Source organism: uncultured Mesonia sp. (assembly GCA_947499595.1).
Taxonomy (GTDB): domain Bacteria; phylum Bacteroidota; class Bacteroidia; order Flavobacteriales; family Flavobacteriaceae; genus Mesonia; species Mesonia sediminis.
This window is the reverse complement of sequence record CANMOY010000003.1, coordinates 321,527-336,808: the sequence shown is the minus strand read 5'-3', so window position 1 is coordinate 336,808 and position 15,282 is coordinate 321,527. Positions and strand designations below refer to the sequence as shown.

At 35.6% G+C, this 15,282-nt stretch carries 15 protein-coding genes; 6 read left to right on the top strand and 9 right to left on the bottom strand.

The annotated features are described in order from the left end of the window. Positions 1-798 precede the first annotated feature (798 nt). From ACH2AZ_RS05690 to ACH2AZ_RS05680, 3 genes are read left to right on the top strand one after another with little or no spacing between them, the layout of a single operon-like run. Entirely contained in the window at positions 799-1,161 is a 363-nt protein-coding gene (locus ACH2AZ_RS05690; RefSeq protein WP_394907036.1) for a hypothetical protein, read from the top strand. Positions 1,162-1,163: 2 nt separating this feature from the next. After that, positions 1,164-1,748: an alpha-ketoglutarate-dependent dioxygenase AlkB family protein gene (locus tag ACH2AZ_RS05685; protein WP_394907035.1), complete on the top strand. Its 585-nt coding sequence runs from the start codon at positions 1,164-1,166 to the stop codon at positions 1,746-1,748. Continuing rightward, entirely contained in the window at positions 1,741-2,022 is a 282-nt protein-coding gene (locus ACH2AZ_RS05680) for a TIGR03643 family protein (protein ID WP_147862031.1), read from the top strand. The genes ACH2AZ_RS05685 and ACH2AZ_RS05680 overlap by 8 nt, the downstream gene beginning before the upstream one ends. On the opposite strand, the gene ACH2AZ_RS05675 is transcribed toward ACH2AZ_RS05680, so the two are convergent. Then, positions 2,023-2,808, bottom strand: a complete 786-nt coding sequence (locus ACH2AZ_RS05675; protein ID WP_394907034.1) for a S1/P1 nuclease — start codon at positions 2,806-2,808, stop codon at positions 2,023-2,025. It lies immediately after the preceding gene. 162 nt (positions 2,809-2,970) lie between these two features. On the opposite strand from ACH2AZ_RS05675, the gene ACH2AZ_RS05670 reads away from it, so the two are divergent. After that, positions 2,971-4,239 carry a DUF819 domain-containing protein gene (locus ACH2AZ_RS05670; RefSeq protein ID WP_394907033.1) on the top strand — a complete coding sequence of 423 codons (1,269 nt, stop codon included), beginning with the start codon at positions 2,971-2,973 and terminating at the stop codon, positions 4,237-4,239. A gap of 20 nt (positions 4,240-4,259) precedes the next feature. Beyond that, positions 4,260-4,982: a DUF4369 domain-containing protein gene (locus ACH2AZ_RS05665; RefSeq protein ID WP_394907032.1), complete on the top strand. Its 723-nt coding sequence runs from the start codon at positions 4,260-4,262 to the stop codon at positions 4,980-4,982. 180 nt (positions 4,983-5,162) lie between these two features. On the opposite strand, the gene dnaK is transcribed toward ACH2AZ_RS05665, so the two are convergent. Continuing rightward, positions 5,163-7,085: a molecular chaperone DnaK gene (gene dnaK, locus ACH2AZ_RS05660; RefSeq protein WP_394907031.1), complete on the bottom strand. Its 1,923-nt coding sequence runs from the start codon at positions 7,083-7,085 to the stop codon at positions 5,163-5,165. Between the two features lie 351 nt (positions 7,086-7,436). On the opposite strand from dnaK, the gene ACH2AZ_RS05655 reads away from it, so the two are divergent. Continuing rightward, on the top strand, positions 7,437-8,870 hold the full coding sequence (locus ACH2AZ_RS05655) for an L-serine ammonia-lyase (protein ID WP_394907030.1): 1,434 nt from the start codon (positions 7,437-7,439) through the stop codon (positions 8,868-8,870). Positions 8,871-8,910: 40 nt separating this feature from the next. Here the strand turns inward: ACH2AZ_RS05655 and ACH2AZ_RS05650 are convergent, their stop codons facing one another. The 7 genes from ACH2AZ_RS05650 to ccoG form a co-directional block, all read right to left on the bottom strand. Continuing rightward, positions 8,911-9,312, bottom strand: a complete 402-nt coding sequence (locus ACH2AZ_RS05650; RefSeq protein WP_394907029.1) for a hypothetical protein — start codon at positions 9,310-9,312, stop codon at positions 8,911-8,913. A gap of 134 nt (positions 9,313-9,446) precedes the next feature. Then, positions 9,447-10,715: a Glu/Leu/Phe/Val dehydrogenase gene (locus tag ACH2AZ_RS05645; RefSeq protein WP_394907028.1), complete on the bottom strand. Its 1,269-nt coding sequence runs from the start codon at positions 10,713-10,715 to the stop codon at positions 9,447-9,449. 175 nt (positions 10,716-10,890) lie between these two features. Continuing rightward, positions 10,891-11,289, bottom strand: a complete 399-nt coding sequence (locus ACH2AZ_RS05640) for a group III truncated hemoglobin (protein ID WP_394907027.1) — start codon at positions 11,287-11,289, stop codon at positions 10,891-10,893. Between the two features lie 14 nt (positions 11,290-11,303). After that, positions 11,304-12,572: an acetyl-CoA hydrolase/transferase family protein gene (locus ACH2AZ_RS05635; protein WP_394907026.1), complete on the bottom strand. Its 1,269-nt coding sequence runs from the start codon at positions 12,570-12,572 to the stop codon at positions 11,304-11,306. 62 nt (positions 12,573-12,634) lie between these two features. Next, positions 12,635-13,360, bottom strand: a complete 726-nt coding sequence (locus ACH2AZ_RS05630) for a sulfite exporter TauE/SafE family protein (RefSeq protein WP_394907025.1) — start codon at positions 13,358-13,360, stop codon at positions 12,635-12,637. Between the two features lie 2 nt (positions 13,361-13,362). Then, entirely contained in the window at positions 13,363-13,809 is a 447-nt protein-coding gene (locus tag ACH2AZ_RS05625) for a FixH family protein (protein WP_394907024.1), read from the bottom strand. Between the two features lie 12 nt (positions 13,810-13,821). Then, positions 13,822-15,249 (bottom strand): cytochrome c oxidase accessory protein CcoG, encoded by a 1,428-nt coding sequence (ccoG, locus tag ACH2AZ_RS05620; protein WP_394907023.1) that lies wholly within the window; start codon positions 15,247-15,249, stop codon positions 13,822-13,824. Positions 15,250-15,282 lie beyond the last annotated feature (33 nt).

The window sequence follows — 15,282 nt, the reverse complement described above, 5'->3', positions numbered from 1 at the left end:
ACTAAGTATCTCGACTCAAAACTATTCTATTTAGCCTTTGTTTTAATTTCGCATTTCTTACTCGTTTCCAAGTAAAAATATACACTGTCAATTCAATAAATCAATGAACTTTTCACTCCGCTTCAGCTTTAAAAAAACCTCAACTTCGTTTGTTAGATGTAAAGGAATCGAACCTTTATTTTATTTACCAATCATCTTGTTTTTAAGAACGTTTAACACTTGTTGTGTTAGCGGCTGCAAAGATAGAAACTTTTTTGTTTCTGCCAAAATAAATTTAAAGTTTTTTTTTAAAATTTATTTTTGATGACCGCTTAGCTTATTTAAGAAGGCAAAGATAAAAAGTCTTTCTTTATCTCACAACCCCTAAACTAAACTATTTCGCTTTTTAATGAACTTACAAAGACTTACGTCGTTTGCGGGTGCAAATGTAGAACCTTTATTCCATTGCACAAACTTTTTATGGGCTTTTTTTTGATTTATTTTTTAATGAAATACTAATAGCTTGCTAACAAGTGATTTAACCACCTGAAGTTTTTTTAAAAGTTTCTATCCAAGTTTATGGAAATGGAGATAGACTTAAATTATGCTATTATAAAAAGGGCTAACTCCTCATTCAAAAATCCAGGGTTAAATAATGATCACCCCGCTTCCCTCCTATATATGTTAGTACAATTAATAATAGGTAACGAGAATAATTCCGCGAAAGCGAAGGGATAAGAATTCAAGACATTTCTACAACAAATATTAATTATATGATAAAATGAAAAACCGCCTTATCTAATTTTTTACCTTTATACTATGGATTACTATTCTTGGCATCTCTATTTAATGTGTGCAATGTATATTTTTGCAGGGGTAATGCACTTTGTAAAACCCAAGGCGTATGTGCGCATTATGCCTCGTATTTTTAAAAATAAAAAACGTTGGGTATTAATAAGTGGTGCGACTGAAATTCTACTAGGACTTACTTTATTATATGAACCATTTAAAGATTATGCGATTTTTGGTATTATAGCGATGCTAATTGTTTTCTTGTGGGTACATTTTTATATGCTTAGTTCTAAAAAAGCTGGACTTGGGATTCCTAAATGGATTTTAATTTTACGTATTCCTTTGCAGGGATTACTTATTTGGTGGGCTTTCTATTATTTACAATTTTAATTATGCCAATTATAAATTTACCAGATGCCGATATATATTTTGATCCGCTTTATTTACCAGCTTCTGAAGCTGACCTCTTGTTTGAACACTTGTTACAGCAAACAGATTGGCAAGAAGATCGTATTAAGATTTTTGGTAAAGAATACTTACAACCAAGACTTACTGCCTTATATGCAACCAACAAAAACCCGTATTCCTATTCTGGTATTACATTACATCCCTCACCTTTTCCTGAACCGATACTAAAGATAAAAAATAAGTTGCAAAACGACTTTGGTATACAATTTACCACTTGCCTATTAAACCTATACCGCAACGGTGAAGACAGCAACGGTTGGCACGCCGATAACGAAAAAGAATTGGGTAAACAACCTAAAATAGCATCGATAAGTCTTGGAGCCACCCGAAAATTTAAATTAAAACATAACTATAATAAAAGTTTAAAGCACGATATAATGCTACCGCACAGAAGTCTTTTATTGATGCAGGGAAACACGCAGCATTTCTGGAAACACCAGATTCCAAAAACCAGAAAGCTTGTTGGACCAAGAATAAATTTAACCTTTAGAATAATTAAAAATGACTAACAAAAAATTTAGTATACGAGAAATTGATCGCATAATTGAAATGGCTTGGGAAGATCGCACTACTTTTGAGGCTATTGAATTCCAATTTGGAATTCCAGAAAAAGAAGTTATTAAACTTATGCAGCGCGAATTGAAACCTTCAAGTTTTAGATTATGGCGTGCACGTGTACAAGGAAGAAAAACAAAGCATCAAAATTTGAGAAATTTTGATGCTGGAACTTTTAAATGTAGCCGACAAAAAGCAATAAGTGGCAACAAAATAAGCAAACGTTAGTTAACCGTAAATTTCATTTAAAATTTTGGCCAAGCGTAAGCCTCCTTTTTCTAATTGCGCTTTTAAAACAGGAAACCATTTATACATATAACTATAACGTAAATTATAGTTTTTTGCCGCATCGGCATAAAGTTTACTGGCTATTTTTTGAGATTCCAACGCCCATTCGGCTGGAGTTCCTTCCTGCAAATTCATTATTTGATTTTTATTAAGAGAGGGTCTATGCTCTGCTAATTCGGTAAAACTCATATCGTAGCTCGCTATCATTTCAGAATCCCAAACACGGTGTAAATTACTGGGTTTTCCGAACCAAATAACATCAATATCATTTCCGCCACGATCTTCTGCCCTTCCCACATGCATGGGTTGGTGTAAGTCTCCTACCAAATGTATAAGCATTTTTAGGTGGAATTCTTGATCTTCCGCTGAACGCCTTGAGTCTTTTAAAACTTCAACACATTTTTCAATAGCCCAAACTATATTCTCTTCTTTTAGATTATCGATTTGAGCTATACTTGTACCCTCATCAATATTGATATAATGCCAAGCATTATACTTTCTAAAAGCTCTATCGCTTTTAATTTCATCAGAAAAAGTAGAGGCCACAGCAAGGCTCTCACCTTTTAAAATTTCTTGAACACGTTTTAAGGTATTCTTCTTAAGATATTGTTGAGCGATTTGCGCAGTTGAGCGGTGACCGTTTTGCCCCCAATCGCTAGGGGTATTTTTAGCTACTGCTGCTAGGGGCAGCAGGATTAGGCAAAAAGCCAAAATTAAATTCTTCATGTTTATTTTTTATGCAAATATATTGTTCCCAAAAAAGATTTAAATAAAATAGCTGACTTTTTTTAATGTAATTAAGTACACCACTTGTGTGTACCGATTAATTTTTGAAATCACTTTCCAGTTTTGTAAAAGTATTTATATTTACCAAAATTGATTTTACCTATGGAGAATACCCCGATTTTTACCAATGATGCCATCGTTTTTGGTTTATTGATGGTTGTTTTAGCACTGGTCTTTTACACCAATGAATCAAAAAATTCATTTTGGCAAAAGTTTTATAAAGTCGTACCTGCTTTATTAATGTGCTACTTACTCCCTGCAATTTTAAATACATTAGGAATTATTAGTGCAGAAAGTTCTCAGCTATATTTTGTAGCTAGTAGATACTTGTTACCAGCTTCTTTAGTTTTAATGACGCTTAGTATTGACTTAAAAGCTATTTTCAATTTAGGCCCAAAAGCATTGATAATGTTTTTTACTGGCACATTAGGTATTGTCATCGGTGGCCCCATAGCTATACTTATAATATCTATGGTCTCCCCAGAAACTGTTGGAGGTGCGGGGCCCGATGCCGTTTGGCGCGGATTAGCAACTTTGGCCGGAAGTTGGATTGGTGGTGGAGCCAACCAAGCGGCAATGTTAGAAATTTTTAAGTTTAATCCCGAAAAATATGGGGGGATGGTTTTTGTTGATATTGTGGTGGCCAACATATGGATGGCTATTGTATTAATGGGGATTGCTAAAACAGATAAAATTGACAAATGGCTTAAAGCCGATTCTAGTGCTATAACAGAACTTAAGCAAAAGGTTAGCGATTACACAGCTAGCATCTCCAGAACACCAAAACTGTCAGATTATATGATTATGCTAGGCTTAGCCATGGGAGCTGTAGGCCTAGGGCATTGGGGAGCCGATGGAATTTCTAATTTTCTCAAAGACAATTTCTCTGTTTTTAACGACAAAAGCTCGGCACTATCCTCGTTTACTTCTACTTTCTTTTGGATGATAACCATAGCTACTTTTATCGGTATTATTTTGTCTTTCACCAAAGCAAAACAGTATGAAGGTGCGGGAGCTAGTAAAATAGGGAGCATTTTTATTTATATTCTTGTTGCTACTATAGGAATGAAAATGGATTTACTGATGATTTTTGACAACCCTGGCTTAATTGCAATAGGTTTAGTATGGATGGCCATTCACGCAGGCTTATTAATTGGCGTTGCAAAAATAATAAAAGCCCCCTATTTCTTTTTGGCTGTGGGTAGCCAAGCAAATGTAGGCGGGGCAGCCTCTGCTCCCGTTGTGGCTGCAGCCTTTCATCCATCACTGGCAACCGTTGGAGTTTTACTAGCGGTATTAGGTTACGTAGTTGGTACTTGGGCAGCTTATTTATGTGCTGTGCTTATGGAAGTAGCCTCTAACTCTATTTAAATTATATCTTTAAACCCATTATGAAAAAGACAATTACCCTATTTTTAATTAGTTTTCTCGTATTAGCTTGTCAAGACAAAGAAACCAATTTTACGCTTAATGGAAAGGTAGACGGTCTGAGAAAAGGAACCCTTTATTTACAAAGGGTAAAAGATTCATTCGTAATTGACCTGGACTCGACACACATTCGAGGCGAAGAAAGCTTTAGTTTGAAAACCAACTTGAAAGAGCCAGAAATCTTATTTGTGTATTTAGATAAAGGAGTTGGTGAAAACAGCGAAAATATTGTAGAAATTTTTGCTGAACCCGGTACGCTAAACTTTAAAACTGACTTAAAAGAATTTTCCTATAATGCCAAAGTCGAAGGGAGTACAAACCATAAGCTATTGCAAGATTATTTTGCGGTTATAAAAAAGTTTAATGACGAACGCCTAGACATTGTGGAAGCTAGTTTTAAAGCCTACCAAGAACAAAATGAGGAAGAAAGTAAAGCCATTCAAAAAAAATTCAATCAGCTTTTAAAGCGCAAGTATCTCTACACTGTAAATTTTGCTATCAATAATAAGGACTACGAAGTTGCTCCTTATATTATGATTACAGAAGCATTTGATGCTAATGTAAAATATTTAGATACGGTTTATAATTCGTTGCCTAAACCAATTAAAAAATCTCGGTACGGTAAAACATTTAAAAATTTAATTAAAGAGCGTAAGAAGCTTAGTAAATTAGAAGAGAAGAAATAACCTAAAATTTCTATTTTTTATAAAATCAATTTAGGTAGAACAAAATCTTCTTTTCGATTAAAAGTCTCCACAATTAAGAAAAGATTTACTGCTTTTGAACGTTTAAAAAAGTACTACAAAAATCATAAAAAAACGCGACCGTTACCGATCGCGTTTTTATTTATTGAGATTTAATAAGGTTTATTTTACCTCTTCGAAATCTACATCTTCAACATCATCTTTAGAAGCGTCTCCTCCTGCTTCCCCTTGAGCACCGGCATTGCCTGAATTCTGGGCACCAGCTCCGTTTTGCTGAGCTTCTGCCTGCGCTTTGTACATCTCTTCAGATACACTCTTCCAAGTTTCATTTAACTTGTCTAGCGCTGGAGTTATTGCTTCTAATTCTTTAGTTTCATAAGCTTTTTTAAGCTCTGCTAATGCATCTTCAACCGGTTTTTTCTTATCATCAGATAGTTTATCGCCAAACTCTTTCAATTGTTTTTCAGTTTGAAAGATCATTGCATCAGCTTCATTAAGCTTATCTACTTTTTCTTTAGCTTTTTTATCCGCTTCAGCGTTAGCCTCTGCTTCACTCTTCATTTTCTCAATTTCCTCCTCGGTTAATCCAGAAGATGCCTCGATTCGGATATCTTGTGATTTACCAGTAGCTTTATCTGTGGCGCTTACTTTAATAATACCATTGGCATCAATATCAAAAGTCACTTCAATTTGTGGTGTACCGCGTTGTGCTGGTGGTATACCATCTAAATGGAATCTACCAATAGTTTTATTATCGGCAGCCATTGGTCGTTCTCCTTGTAGCACGTGAATTTCTACAGAAGGTTGATTATCTGCTGCTGTAGAAAATATTTGTGACTTCTTTGTAGGAATGGTAGTATTGGCTTCAATTAACTTGGTGTTTACACCTCCCATAGTCTCAATACCCAAAGAAAGTGGTGTTACATCTAGTAAAAGAACATCCTTTACATCTCCTGTTAATACCCCACCTTGAATGGCAGCTCCTAAAGACACTACCTCATCTGGGTTTACACCTTTACTTGGTTTTTTACCAAAGAAGTTTTCAACCGCCTCCTGTACAGCAGGAATTCGTGTAGAACCTCCTACTAAAATTACTTCGTCAATATCGCTTTTTGATAAACCAGCTGCTTTCATAGCCTTTTCACAAGGTGCTATAGTTCGCTTTACAAGGTCACTAATTAACTGCTCAAACTTAGAACGAGAAAGTTGTTTTACCAAGTGCTTAGGTCCACTAGCAGTAGCGGTCACATAAGGCAAATTAATTTCTGTACTTGAAGAACTTGATAATTCAATTTTAGCTTTTTCTGCAGCTTCTTTAAGACGCTGTAAAGCCATAGGGTCTTTGCGTAAATCGATATCTTCTTCTTTTTGAAACTCATCGGCCAACCAATCTATTATCGTTTCATCTACGTCATCTCCACCTAAGTGTGTATCCCCATCGGTAGCTAAAACTTCAAATACACCGTCACCTAATTCTAAAATAGAAACATCGTGCGTACCTCCACCAAAATCAAATACTACTATCTTTTGGTCTTGTCCTTTTTTATCTAAGCCATAAGCTAAAGCTGCAGCTGTAGGCTCATTAATAATTCTACGCACTTTTAAGCCAGCAATTTCACCTGCTTCTTTGGTAGCTTGTCTTTGCGAGTCATTAAAATAAGCCGGAACGGTAATTACCGCCTCACTTACGTCTTGACCTAAATAATCCTCGGCAGTTTTCTTCATTTTTTGAAGAATCATAGCCGATAATTCTTGTGGGGTATACAAACGCCCATCGATATCTACACGCGGGGTGTCATTATCTCCCTTTACCACTTTATAAGCAACACGATCTGCCTCTCTATTTGATTCAGAATACTTGTTACCCATAAAACGCTTGATAGAAGCAATTGTTTTTTCTGGGTTAGTCACCGCCTGTCGCTTAGCCGGATCTCCTACTTTAATCTCACCATCTTCAACAAAAGCTATTACAGACGGGGTAGTTCGCTTACCTTCAGCATTAGGAATTACTACAGGCTCATTCCCTTCCATCACAGAAACACACGAGTTAGTAGTACCTAAATCTATACCTATTATCTTACTCATAATTTATATAATTTATTTTTTTTAAACTTTAAATTCGCTTAGCATTATTCAATCTTTGTGCCAGCAGATTAAATATGACATCATGTCACCTTTATACTTTTATTGCTTGTCATTGTGCCTGTTGGGGGTTCTTTCTTTTTATAAAAAACAAAAAAAGAAAGCCGGGCTATACGCTTAAAGTCCGCAAAATCAAGCTTTAAAAAAGCTTGATTTTTTACGGGCTAACGCTGCTATCCCTAACCAAAAAAAATTCTCTATGCATTTAAAATAGCAAACAAATAAGTAAGCAGACATGTGGAAAGATGAAATTTTTCTTTCATCTTTGTAGTTGCCATAATTTAATTGGAAGAAATGAAAAAAGTTGAGTGCATCAGTGTTTTTGATATGCTAAAAATAGGTGTAGGACCATCGAGTTCACACACCTTAGGCCCTTGGCGTGCTGCCCAGCGTTTTATAGATGAATTAAAAGAAGAAAACATCTTTAATCGAATTACGCAAATCCATGTTGATTTATACGGCTCATTATCGTTAACCGGTATAGGTCACGCTACCGATATTGCGGTATTGTTGGGCTTATTGGGCTATGATCCCGTAAAAATGGATTTAGAATTGCTAGAGCCTAGTATAACTAAAATTAAAGAAAGCCATATTCTTCATCTTAACCAAGAACGAAAACTCAATTTTGATCCTGCCAAACAGGTGATTTTTAATAAGAAATTTCTTGATTTTCATCCTAATGGTATGACCTTTATTGCTACAATAGATGATGCAAGCCAATATAAGGCTACATTCTATTCTATTGGTGGTGGCTTTGTAGTTAAAGAAGAGCGAGAAAATGCTAAGAAAAAGGTAGAAGTATTTAAACAATTTCCCTTTAGTATTGAAAAGGGAACTGAGCTATTGGCTTTTTGCAAGCAAGAAAATAAAAATATCGCTCAAATTGTACTAGAGAATGAAAAATCGCTAAGAAGCGAAAAAGAAATAGACGAGGGCTTAAAAGCAATTTGGGATGTAATGCTCGAGTCAATGTATGTAGGTTGCCATACTCCTGGCATTTTACCAGGTGGTTTAAAAGTTCAACGTCGAGCATTTGGAATACACGAAAAACTTATTGGCGATCAAGATTATAGCACCCCACAAGAATGGCTTGAAGCCATACGTAATACTGAGGTAAAGTTTAGGCAAATTTTAAAATGGGTAAGCTGCTACGCTATCAGTGTTAACGAAGTAAATGCTAGTTTAGGCCGAGTAGTAACTGCCCCCACCAATGGTAGTGCTGGTACCGTACCCGCAGTAATGATGTACTATATGACGATAGAAAATCATCAAGCTACTTTTGAACACCTTAAAGAGTTTATGCTGGTTGCTGGCGAGATAGGCAGCTTGTTTAAAAAGGGAGCAACCATATCGGCAGCTATGGGTGGGTGTCAAGCAGAAATCGGTGTTTCTTCGGCCATGGCGGCAGGAGGTTTAGCTCATCTTCTTGGAGGCACACCAGAGCAAGTACTTGTTGCAAGTGAAATTGCTATGGAGCATCATTTAGGTTTAACTTGTGACCCTATTGCTGGTTTAGTGCAGGTACCGTGTATAGAACGTAACGCAATGGGAGCCATAAAAGCAATAAATGCCGCTGAAATAGCCTTAGAAACTGACGCCACTAAAGTAAAAGTACCATTAGATAGTGTTATTGAAACAATGTGGGATACGGCAAAAGACATGAATTCAAAATACAAAGAAACCTCAGAGGGAGGCCTAGCTGTTAGAGTTAACTTAAGCGATTGTTAAATAAAAAATCCCTATCAAAATAGGGATTTTTTATTGGTCTTTATAAATTTTCTTGTACTAACTTAAACAATACCTGTTTGTTATCTTTATGTAATTTTAAATGGTCCCGAACGCGTTTTTTGTAGTCCTGATGCTCATTAAGGTAATATGTTTCACAAGATAAATCGTCACATTCTTGAATACCGTTAGACACTACATCATAATCGATTAACTCTTCTAGAAACTTTTTGGTAGTTTCTAGATTCTCGGCTAATATCTTTTTAACTTCTTTATAATTAGGCGATGTATTAAACTTTAATTCATCTTTAGCCAATAACTGTTTAAAAAAAGTTATTTCGGAAACCATAAACTTAAGTTCGTCTACCCAAAAGTTCAAATCTTTATTCATATTGAGTATTTGGATTTCTTCTTCGCTATAATGTTCCTGTATTTTATCGGGCATAACCTTGTCTTTTTGCGTTGCGGCGATGAAATTACAAATTTTTAGGATAAAAAAAACCTTCTCTACATCAATTTATCTTTTTGTTGATAAGATAAATTGATACAAGAAGGTTAAGTTTTTAAGAAAGGATAGATTTATGGGAAAATTCCGCGTTGTTTATAAGCCATTTCTATACGGTAAATAGCCAATACATAAGCAGCAGTCCTCCAGTCTGTCTGTCTTTCTTTTACCTCGTTTTCAACTTTCTTAAAAACGCCGGTTAATTTTTTCTCTAAGCGAATCATGATTTCATCTAACTGCCATAATTCACCATTTCGGTTTTGCAACCATTCAAAATAACTACCAATTACCCCGCCAGAGTTACATAAAATATCTGGTATAATGGTTACACCATTTTCTAATAGTATTTTCTCTGCTGCATCGGTAGTTGGTCCATTTGCTCCTTCTGCAATTAAAGGTGCTTTAACATCGGCTGCATTTTCTTCGGTAATTTGGTTTCCTAATGCCGCCGGAATTAAGATATCACATTCTAAACCAAAGAATTTCTTAGGGTCGATTTCTTTATCATCTGCAAAACCAGCTATAGAATTCTTTCTAGGCTTGCTATGCTCAAATAAATCTTCTACGCTAAATCCTGCTGCATCATGAATGGTAGCGTGTGCATCTTGAACTGCAATTAGCTTTGCTCCATCGGCCTCTAAGAATTTAGAAGCCCAATAGCCTACATTACCGAAACCTTGCACAATAAAAGTTTTACCTTTTAAAGATTCTCCTCTACTTTCGTGGTATAATCTTATGGTTAAATAAACTCCAAAACCCGTTGCACGGTCTCTACCTTCAAGTCCTCCAGAACCTACAGGTTTACCGGTTACTACGTGTTGATGCTTAGATCTCTCAGAAGGAGATTTTGTGCTCATATAAGTATCTGCAATCCAGGCCATGGTTTGGGCATTGGTATTCACATCGGGCGCAGGAATATCGTGCTCGGCACCTATGTTTTCTCCCAGAGCATAAGTAAATCGTCTGGTGATTCGCTCTAACTCGGTAATAGAATATTTTCTAGGATCCAATTGAATTCCTCCTTTTGCACCGCCATAAGGCAATCCTGCTAAAGAGGTTTTCCAAGTCATCCAAATAGCCAAAGCCTTTGCAGCTTCTACATCAACATCGGCGTGATAACGCAAACCTCCTTTGTAAGGACCTAAGGCATTGTTATGCTGTACGCGGTATCCAGTAAAAATTTCTACATCACCATTATCCATCCTTACAGGAAAATGAATAATGATCTCATTATTGGTTACCGCTAAGATTTTTCTGATATTCGGATCTAAATCCATGTAATCTGCAACCTTATTGTATTGCTTCATTACATTATCATACATGGTTTCTTTCTTATTAGCCATATATTTTTATTTTTTAATTTTTTAGAACAGTATAAGAACAATAGCTGCTATATCCTGCTTTCTTTTTAAACAATTATTTATCAAATTTATGAAACCTAAAAGACCTAATCAGCATGATAATTGAAAAATATTAGAATATTTTAATTATTTTGCCAATCGATTAATTTACAGAAACTTACAGCAAACTCTTTCGTTCTCTAGCCATAAAAATTTTCATATGAAAATTGGTTCCTAAATTTCTGGCTAATTCTTTGGCTCTATCGGCGCGCTCTCCTTCAAACAATTGATCTATGGTCTGCCACCACAAATTTAACCACACGCCAAAATGCTTTGCCTCAATACTGTTATCAAAGTTTTGGTCAACCATAATGTGCGCCCTACCGGGGCGTCCTCTAAATTTATCAACATAAAACAAATTGCTTTCCCAGAAATCGGTTAATTTATCCAGGTGTTCTTCCCAATCTGATATGGTCTCATTAAAAAAATGTCCTATTTCTTCATTTTTACGCACCTTTTGGTAAAAACTTCTTACCAGCAAAGCCACGTCTGCTCTTTCTTCAATTTCTTTTAACATCTTAAGGATAGTTTTTAATTATTTAATCTCTCATAGGCTAATTTACTCAATTCTTCCTGATGATCGGGATGTGCAATAGAAATTAACGCTTTTGCTCTTTGCTTTAAGCTTTTACCAAATAAATTTACGACTCCGTTTTCAGTTACTACGTAGTGCACGTGTGCGCGTGTTGTGGTTACCCCAGCCCCTTTTTTTAGATAAGGGGTGATTTTTGAAATGCCTTTGGCAGTAATAGAAGGCATAGCTATGATTGCTTTACCATCTTCTGAAAGACTTGCTCCTCGAATAAAATCCATTTGACCTCCAACTCCAGAGAATTGCATTTTCCCAATGGTATCTGCACAAACTTGCCCAGTAATATCTATTTCTATTGCAGAGTTTATAGCGGTTACTTTAGGGTTTCTTCGAATAATGGAGGTATCGTTGGTATAAGCAGCTTCTTTAAAATGTACCATTGGGTTATCGTCGATAAAGTCATATAATTTGGGAGATCCCATAGCAAAACAAGTTACTATCTTGCCGTTTTTAACCATTTTCTGACTGCCATTTATGATTCCTTTTTCTACTAAAGGAAGGATTCCATCTGAAAACATTTCGGTATGAATACCAAGGTTTTTATGGTTTTTTAAGTTGTTGAGCACCACATTAGGTATTGCTCCAATACCCATTTGTAAAGTAGCACCATCTTCAATTAATTGCGCTACGTGATTACCTATAGCCAATTCTGTTGCGCTAGGCTCAGAAAGAAATACTTGATGAATAGGTTCATCGACCTCTACCATTGCGTCAATTTGTTGGATGTGTATTATACCATCGCCATGGGTTCGAGGTACATTTGGATTTACTTGGGCAATTACACGTTTTGCACTTTCGATGGCCGATAAGGTTACATCTACAGAAGTTCCTAAAGAACAAAAACCATGTTTATCTGGTGGTGAAACTTGAATAAAAGCTACATCTAAAGGCAATATGTTACGCTTAAATAATAAATGAACCTCACTTAAAAAAATCGGTATATAATCTCCTTGTTGTTGATTGACTGCTTTTCTTACATTGCTACCAACAAAGCAAGAATTTACACGAAAGCTTTGATTATAAGGCTCCTGTGTATATTTAGCTTCTCCTTCGGTGTGGAGTTGTACTATTTCTACATTTTCCAATTCTTTATATCGATCGCAAAGGGCTTTAATGATTAATTTTGGGGTCATTGCGGCTCCTTGAAAAAACAACCTAGAATTAGATTTGACTTGTTCTACAGCTTGTTGGGCGGTAATATATAACATAATAAGTACTTTAAATTTTATTCAAAATTACAGGTACAGCCCCAACTAAACTATGACATTTATTAGTTTTGTTGCAAATTCGGTGCGCAATCAAAATTTGCTTCGGGCGACTCAATAAAGTTAACGGATTCTGGCGAAACGTAAGGAATACCTAATCCTAACCCTCTTAAAATAAAAAGTATACCAATTATCACCAATGCATATGGAATCAATTTTTGAAATTTATTGCGCCATTTTTGATTAAGGAAATCTTTTGCATAAACAACAAAAGTCATTAAAGGTATTGTACCTAAACCAAAGAGCAACATATAGGCGGTGCTTAAGACCATAGACTCAAAAGTGAAGGTTGCAAATACCGCCATATAAAGTAACCCACACGGTAAAAATCCGTTAAGGAAACCTATAGTAAGAAAAGTATCTGGAGTACGCTTTTTGAGTTCTTTACCTAATGCCGATTTTACTTTAGCAATTAATTTATATATAGGATTAGCAATATTAAATTTTGCAAATTTACCTTTGGGTAGTACAACCACCAATATCATAACCACTCCAATTGCAATGGATATGCGTTGCTGAAAACCAAACAGGTAAAGCCCTTTACCTATTATACCAAAAAGCACTCCCATAATGCTATAAGCCATTAATCTTCCAAAATGATATAGACTTAATTGAAATGCTTTCTTCAGGTGGTTGGTCCGGTCTAAAGGCAGCATAAAGGCTATTGGCCCACACATGCCTACGCAATGCAAGCTACCCAATAAACCTAAAAGAAAAGCGGACCAAAGCATAGCTACAAATGAAGTTCTTTTTTAAACCGGTAATTTTTATTATTTTCTTCCCATTCTATGATCACCGCCCAAATGCCCCCGACCAATTTTTCTTTGGGTACAAACATTTCTCCATTCTTCAACTGAAAAGGTAAAGTGAAATCTAGTTTTTTGTTCGATGGTCTATACATTAAGAGTGTACCCTTAGCCAACTCACTCACCTTTTCTTGCGGCATCTTTATGCGTAAATCGCCTGAAACTACCTCAACCAAAATATCTCTTTTAAAAGGTAAGACATTTTGCTCTGCCTCTATTTGTCCATTTAATTTCAATTCTTGTTTGTAATATTCTTCTACCACCAAATCATGTTCATAGGCATCGTTTGTGGAAACTTTTATTACAAAGTAAAGTATAAAACTTATAAATCCTACAAAGGCAATAACGATGCCCCAACCCCAATTTATTTTCATAATATTTCTTTTTTATCTAAAACTTCTTGGTCCCAAAAATGCGGTCACCGTTGTCTCAATTAATTTATCGCCGCTGTAAACACCAATTTTTAATCGCTCTCGATCACTCTCAATAGCTGGTAAAGGGATTTCAATAAATAAAGTACCCTGTGCCATACCTTGTTCTGGAACTTCAAAAGAGTCGTGAGAAACAATTTTTATTGTCCCGTCGTGTGAAATCAACTTAAAGTTAACATCTTCAATTTTTGAAGTAGTTTTATTAATTAATTTATAAGTATAAACATTGCTTATAATATTGTTTTCTTTCTTTTCATACAATTCTCCAGGCAACCTTAGAATACTGGCTTCAACATCGTTGCGCAAAAACAGCATTCCAATTAGTACCGCTATTAGTATACCCAATACAGCGGTATAGCCTTTTAATCTTGGTGAAAAAGTAAAAGGTTTCTTTTCGGCAATGTTTGCTTCACTCGCATAACGTATAAGCCCTTTAGGTAGATTTACTTTTTCCATCATCGCATCACAAGCATCGATACAGGCGGTACAGTTTACGCACTCAAGTTGGGTACCGTTTCTAATATCTATACCTGTAGGACAAACTTGCACACATTGAAAACAATCGATGCAATCGCCTTTACCACTAGCAGCTCGATCTTCGTTTTTCTTAAATTTGGCCCTTCCTTTTTCTTTTTCGCCACGTTTATAATCATAGGCTACTACGATAGAATTTTTGTCTAGTAATACCCCTTGTAGCCTTCCGTAAGGGCAAGCGATAATACAGACTTGCTCGCGAAACCAAGTAAATACAAAGTAAAATACACCGGTAAATATAAGCAAGGGCAATATAACATCGGTATGCGCTAAGGGACCATCAATAATGTATTGAATAAGCTGATCGCTACCAATGAGATAGGCTAAGAAAACATTTGCTATTAAAAATGAAATGATAAAAAATATAAGCCATTTTAAAGATTTCTTCTTTATTTTATCAGCATTCCACTCTTGTTTATTCAGTCTTATTTGTTTCCCGCGGTCTCCTTCTATCCAGTATTCGATACGTCTAAAAACCATCTCCATAAAGATGGTTTGAGGGCAAATCCAACCGCAAAATATACGTCCAAAAGCTACTGTAAATAGGGTGATAAAAACCACTCCTATAATCATAGACATAACAAAGAGATAAAAATCTTGAGGCCAAAAAGGTAAGCCAAAGATATTGAACCGCCTTTCTAAAACATTAAACAAAAGGAATTGATTCCCGTTGATTTTAATAAACGGAGCGGCCAATAGAAACAACAATAAAAAATAGCTTACGTATTTTCTATAATCGTAGTATTTACCTACGGGTTTTTTAGGATATACCCAAGCTCGTTTTCCTTCTTCATCTAGAGTCCCTATTGAGTCCCTAAACTTTTCATTACCTTCTTCAAAATTACTCATACTGTAAATGCCTATTAAAATAATTCAACCAGT

What these genes read in the sequence shown, in the direction of transcription:
- ACH2AZ_RS05670 (WP_394907033.1), top strand. Translation starts at nt 2,971, where the DNA reads ATGGAGAATACCCCGATTTTTACCAATGATGCCATCGTTTTTGGTTTA.
- ACH2AZ_RS05625 (WP_394907024.1), bottom strand. Translation starts at nt 13,809, where the DNA reads ATGAAAATAAATTGGGGTTGGGGCATCGTTATTGCCTTTGTAGGATTT.
- ACH2AZ_RS05665 (WP_394907032.1), top strand. Translation starts at nt 4,260, where the DNA reads ATGAAAAAGACAATTACCCTATTTTTAATTAGTTTTCTCGTATTAGCT.
- ACH2AZ_RS05635 (WP_394907026.1), bottom strand. Translation starts at nt 12,572, where the DNA reads ATGTTATATATTACCGCCCAACAAGCTGTAGAACAAGTCAAATCTAAT.
- ACH2AZ_RS05675 (WP_394907034.1), bottom strand. Translation starts at nt 2,808, where the DNA reads ATGAAGAATTTAATTTTGGCTTTTTGCCTAATCCTGCTGCCCCTAGCA.
- ACH2AZ_RS05645 (WP_394907028.1), bottom strand. Translation starts at nt 10,715, where the DNA reads ATGGCTAATAAGAAAGAAACCATGTATGATAATGTAATGAAGCAATAC.
- dnaK (WP_394907031.1), bottom strand. Translation starts at nt 7,085, where the DNA reads ATGAGTAAGATAATAGGTATAGATTTAGGTACTACTAACTCGTGTGTT.
- ACH2AZ_RS05630 (WP_394907025.1), bottom strand. Translation starts at nt 13,360, where the DNA reads ATGCTTTGGTCCGCTTTTCTTTTAGGTTTATTGGGTAGCTTGCATTGC.
- ACH2AZ_RS05655 (WP_394907030.1), top strand. Translation starts at nt 7,437, where the DNA reads ATGAAAAAAGTTGAGTGCATCAGTGTTTTTGATATGCTAAAAATAGGT.
- ACH2AZ_RS05685 (WP_394907035.1), top strand. Translation starts at nt 1,164, where the DNA reads ATGCCAATTATAAATTTACCAGATGCCGATATATATTTTGATCCGCTT.
- ACH2AZ_RS05640 (WP_394907027.1), bottom strand. Translation starts at nt 11,289, where the DNA reads ATGTTAAAAGAAATTGAAGAAAGAGCAGACGTGGCTTTGCTGGTAAGA.
- ACH2AZ_RS05690 (WP_394907036.1), top strand. Translation starts at nt 799, where the DNA reads ATGGATTACTATTCTTGGCATCTCTATTTAATGTGTGCAATGTATATT.
- ACH2AZ_RS05680 (WP_147862031.1), top strand. Translation starts at nt 1,741, where the DNA reads ATGACTAACAAAAAATTTAGTATACGAGAAATTGATCGCATAATTGAA.
- ACH2AZ_RS05650 (WP_394907029.1), bottom strand. Translation starts at nt 9,312, where the DNA reads ATGCCCGATAAAATACAGGAACATTATAGCGAAGAAGAAATCCAAATA.
- ccoG (WP_394907023.1), bottom strand. Translation starts at nt 15,249, where the DNA reads ATGAGTAATTTTGAAGAAGGTAATGAAAAGTTTAGGGACTCAATAGGG.